Source organism: Streptomyces sp. NPDC001941 (assembly GCF_040296945.1).
Taxonomy (GTDB): domain Bacteria; phylum Actinomycetota; class Actinomycetes; order Streptomycetales; family Streptomycetaceae; genus Streptomyces.
On the sequence record NZ_JBEOYE010000212.1, the window covers coordinates 1 to 4278 of the forward strand.

Annotated in this window: 1 pseudogene; it reads right to left on the minus strand. The window is 75.8% G+C overall.

Annotated elements, in window-relative coordinates:
* Positions 1-4278, minus strand: a pseudogene (locus tag ABT160_RS46470) (hypothetical protein); the annotation flags it as partial.

Sequence of the window (4278 nt, forward strand, 5' to 3'; positions counted from 1 at the left end):
GCCGAAGGCGTCGAACTCGGCCTGCTGCGCGGGGGTGAGGTGGACGCCCGCGTCGTCGAGTTCGGCCTGCGTGAACGTGTCGGCGGCGTCCAGGGCGAGCGCGTCGAGCAGGTCCTCGTTGGCGTCCTCGCCGAGCGCCTGGGCGAGCCGGTCGCGGGCGGCGCCGACGGCCTCGGCGGTGACGGCCGCGTCACCGGGGGCCTTGGCGAACCGGTCGGCCAGGTCGGTGCCGAGCAGGTGCGCGAGGCGTCCGCGCTCCTGGGCGACGGCGATGAGCGCGTGGTAGAAGGAGGCGCCGTCGTGCGGCACGGCGTGCAGTTCTCGCACGGTGGCGCCGTCCGGCGAGGTGAGGGTGCGCGGGGCCTTGCCGCCGGTGTCGCCGTCGGTGCCGGTCCCACTGTCGCCGTCGGTGCCGGTGCCGGCCTCCGTGATCGTGTACGGCGCCGGCGCCTCCGAGCGCCAGCCGGGCTTCGCGTACTCCTGCGCCGTGTCCTTGACCGGGACCATGCCCGTGCCCTGGTGGTGGGCGGTGAGCCGGGAGGCGGCCAGGTGCAGCCGGTGGTGGTCGGCGGCCGCGTCGTCGACGCGCTGCTGCCAGGTGCGCACCTCGTCCCGGGCGGCCTGCCAGGCGACCACGTCCGGAAAGCCGGCCAGGGCCCGCGGCAGGACGGTGGCGAGGTCGGGGTCGCCGTCGCCGAGCGCGGTCCGCTCCTGCGGGGTCAGGCCGAGCCACGCCTCGCGGGCGCGCGCCCTCGCGTCGTAATAGCCCTTCTCGGCGGCGGCCAGGTCCCCGGCCGCCTTGCCCAGGTCGTCCCAGGCCGTGCGGGCCTCCTCGGGGAAGGTGGTGTCGTCCAGGAGGCCGTGGTCGCGGGCGAGGTCCTCGCGCATCCAGACGAGGACGGTGGTCTCGGCCTCGGCGGCGCGCGGGCCGCGCCGGGGCTTGCCGAGGGCGTGCAGCGGGCGGCTGTCCGTGATCCGGTGGTCGACCTCGGTGACGGACAGCCAGGTCACCGGGACGGCGAAGAGCATGGCACGGTCGGTGACGACCTTGACGTGGGTGCCGAGGGTGGTGTCGACGGTGGCCTTCTGGGTCGTGCCGTCGTTGGCGCCGCCGATCGGGACGGTGGCGCCGGGGTTGGTGACTCCCGCGTTGCTGTTGCCCGCGAGCGGCGCGGTGCCCACGGCGGCCTCGACGTTGTCGGCGGTCGCGGCCTCGAAGGCGTCGGAGGTCTTGGCGCGCTGCATGGCCTCCATGCGGGGCGCGCTCTCCACCGCGAGCAGCCGGGCGCCGCGGCGGTGCATCTTGGCGTGGAGCCGGGAGTCGGCGGTGTGGGACTGGCCGAACAGGCGCGCGGAGGACTGCGCGGGCAGGTGCGTGCCCTGGGGGGTCAGCGCGTCGCGGAAGCCCGCGGTGAGGCCGACCTGGGCGGTGGCTTCCTGCTGGGCCTGGGCGGGGGCGGTGCCGAGGCCGGTCAGCGGGGTGAGCCGGGCCATGCGGACCTGTTCGGTGAGGGTGCGGCCGGTGTGCTTCTTGCCGAGGTCGCCGTCGCCGAGGCCGTCGGCGCGGGCGGTGGAGAGGGTGAGGGCGTCCTGGACGTTGGCGGAGCCGAGGACGTCGACGGCGAGGATGCCCGAGCCGATCCGGTCGTCGAAGGTGAGGACGTCCGGGTCGGGGGTCCCGTCGCGGCCGGCGGTGCGCCAGGCGGCGACGCCGTCGGGGCGGGCCTGCGCGGCGGTCCGCACGGTGACGGCGCGCTCGGGCTCCGGGACGTCCTGCTCGCTGAGTGCGCCCTCGGCGCCGTCGCCGTCGGGCGTGAGCAGGCCGGCGGGGACGAACTCGTTGAGGCTGCCGACCTGGGCGACGGCGCGCGGGGCGAGCGCCTCGCCGGTGGCGTTGGTCATGGTGACGGTCAGGACGTACGAGGTGACGACCTCGGCGTGCGCCTGGGTGGTGGCGATGTTGGGCATGGCCGTGGTTCCCGTGGTCTGCGTCCGGGTGGTCGCGCGCTGCTTGGCCGCCGTGCCCTGGACGGACGGGTTGGCGAGGAGCACGCCCGACTCCCCCGCGCGCTGCCCGGCGCTGAGCGTCGCGTCGCCGCCCTGGTCCTGGGAGTCCGCCCCGGACTCGTCGCGTGCGGTGGTGCGGTAGTCCTCCAGCTCGAAGCCGGTGCGCAGCCGCTGCACGGTGGTGGTGACGGGGGTCAGCTTGAAGCGGACCTGGCCCGGGCTGCCGCCGACGGTCAGGTGGTGGGGGCTCGACCAGGCGCGGTAGCGGACCGGCAGGGCCAGGCCGTCGGTCGTCAGCTCGTGCAGGTGGGCGCGGAGGAAGTCCGGGGAGAGGCGCTGGAGGACCTGTTCGCGGTCGTGCGAGGGGACGCCGATCTTCTCCAGCTTGCGCATCAGCTGGTGGCTGGCCTGGCTCGCGTCGAGCTGGCCGCTGGGGTGGCCGGGGAAGCGCCGGCCGCGCAGCAGCGGCGGGACGCGGTAGCCGCGGCCGAGGTTGCGGGGCGTGGAGGTGCCCAGGCCGTCGGGGGCGATCCCCGCCTCGATGGCGTCCTGCAGCGGCAGGTGGAACATGACCGCGTCGCGCACGCGGTGCAGGGCGGCGGCGGCCCTGCGCGGGGAGAGGCCGCGCGCCAGGCGTGCGGAGACCTTGCCCGCGGCGGAGCTGATGCGCGCGCCCGCCCGGGTGCCGACGGTCCCCATGGCGGCGGTCCAGCGGTCGCGCACGGCGACGGTCTCGGTGGCGTCGGCGACGACCAGGTACACGCGTCCCGCGTAGGTGAGCGTGGTGTTGCGGCCCTGGGTGAGGGTCTGCGCGACGCTGCGGCCCTTTCCGCGCGCGTACTGCAGGGCGGTGGAGTAGGACCCGAACACCGCCTGCTTGCCGGGGGCCTGCTGGAGCGGCACGTCGGCGCCCTGGATCCCGACGGTGGTGCGGTGGACGGTGCTCGACGTGCCGAGGACGCGGTGCTCGTTGCCGAGGGTGGCTTCCAGGGTGCCCGGCTTGGGGTCGCTCACCACCCGTACGTTGCTCAGCTCGCCGCGCACGGCGGCCTTCAGGTAGTGCGTCGCGAGCGGCCCAGCTCCGGTGAGCCCGGTGATGCGGGACCCGAACGGGCCGAGGTACTGGCCGAGTTGGCCCGCGATGCCGAGGTTGGCCATCGCCCTGCGCAGCGCGGTGCGCACCGGGGCGCCGGGGGCGCTGACGTGCCAGGAGGTTCCCGTGGCGCGGTCGGCGGTGTCCTGCACGAGCTGCTGGCGCTCCTTGCCCCCCTCGGTGCTCAGCACCACGTGGGGCGAGCTGAGGAGCTTGCGCACCAGGCGCCGGTCGGGCGTGTCGGTCCGGGGCAACGGACGCGTGCCGTCCAGGAGTTGGTCGGCCTCGATGGACGCGACCCGGCGGGGCGCGGGCGGAGCCGCCGGGGCGGCGGGCGGAGCGGCGGTGGGGGTGTCGGCGGGGGCGTGGCGCTCGGAGCCGTGGGCGGCGGGCACGGCGAGCTCGACGCGGCCCACGGTCTCCGTACCCCGGCTGAACAGGGGCCGCTCCTCGACCTTGCTGACGAAGACCCCCGCGCCCAGCAGGCCGAGGGTGGCGAGCCTCGTCCAGCCGCGCGGGCGGCGGTGCCCCTCGAAGGTGGCGCCGAGTTCCACCTGGTAGCTGTAGAGGTCGGCGCCGTTCTGGAAGGTCAGGTGGTCGTGGGTGACCGCGACGGTGTTGCGCGTGGCCTTCTGGTCGGTACGGGCGTAGCGGGCCCCGAAGGAGACGTTGCCGGTCTGCCGGGGCGCCCCCGCCTCGGGCACCTTGTCGTGGTCGCGCGGCGAGACGCCCAGTTCGGCCCCGGCGGAGAGGGTGACCGACGCCTGCTGGCCCTGGCCGGAGACCTCGGTGCCGATCACGCCGTTGCGCAGCGAGCGCTCGCTCATGGTCGTCTCGAACCGGCGGTCGGTGAGCCGGGCCCGCAGGACCAGGGTGTGGTGACCACGGCGGACCTTGCCGTCCTCGGTGAGGGTGACGGGCACGCCGGTGGTGGTCAGGTCGTCCAGGCTCTGCGCCAGGGTGGGGCGGTTCAGCGCCTCGCGCACCTGACGGTCATTGTGCAGCGCGGTCCGCATCCGCCCGTCGCCGTACCAGAGCCTGCCCAGCCGCGGGTGACGCACCATCAGCGGGGGCACGAAGAGCGAGGGGTACGCACGGTGGAGCGTGGCCAGGACGCTGTCCGCGAAGGCGCTCACGGGGTCCTGCGGCGCGGCGGGCGCGGGGGCCGGGGCAGGGGC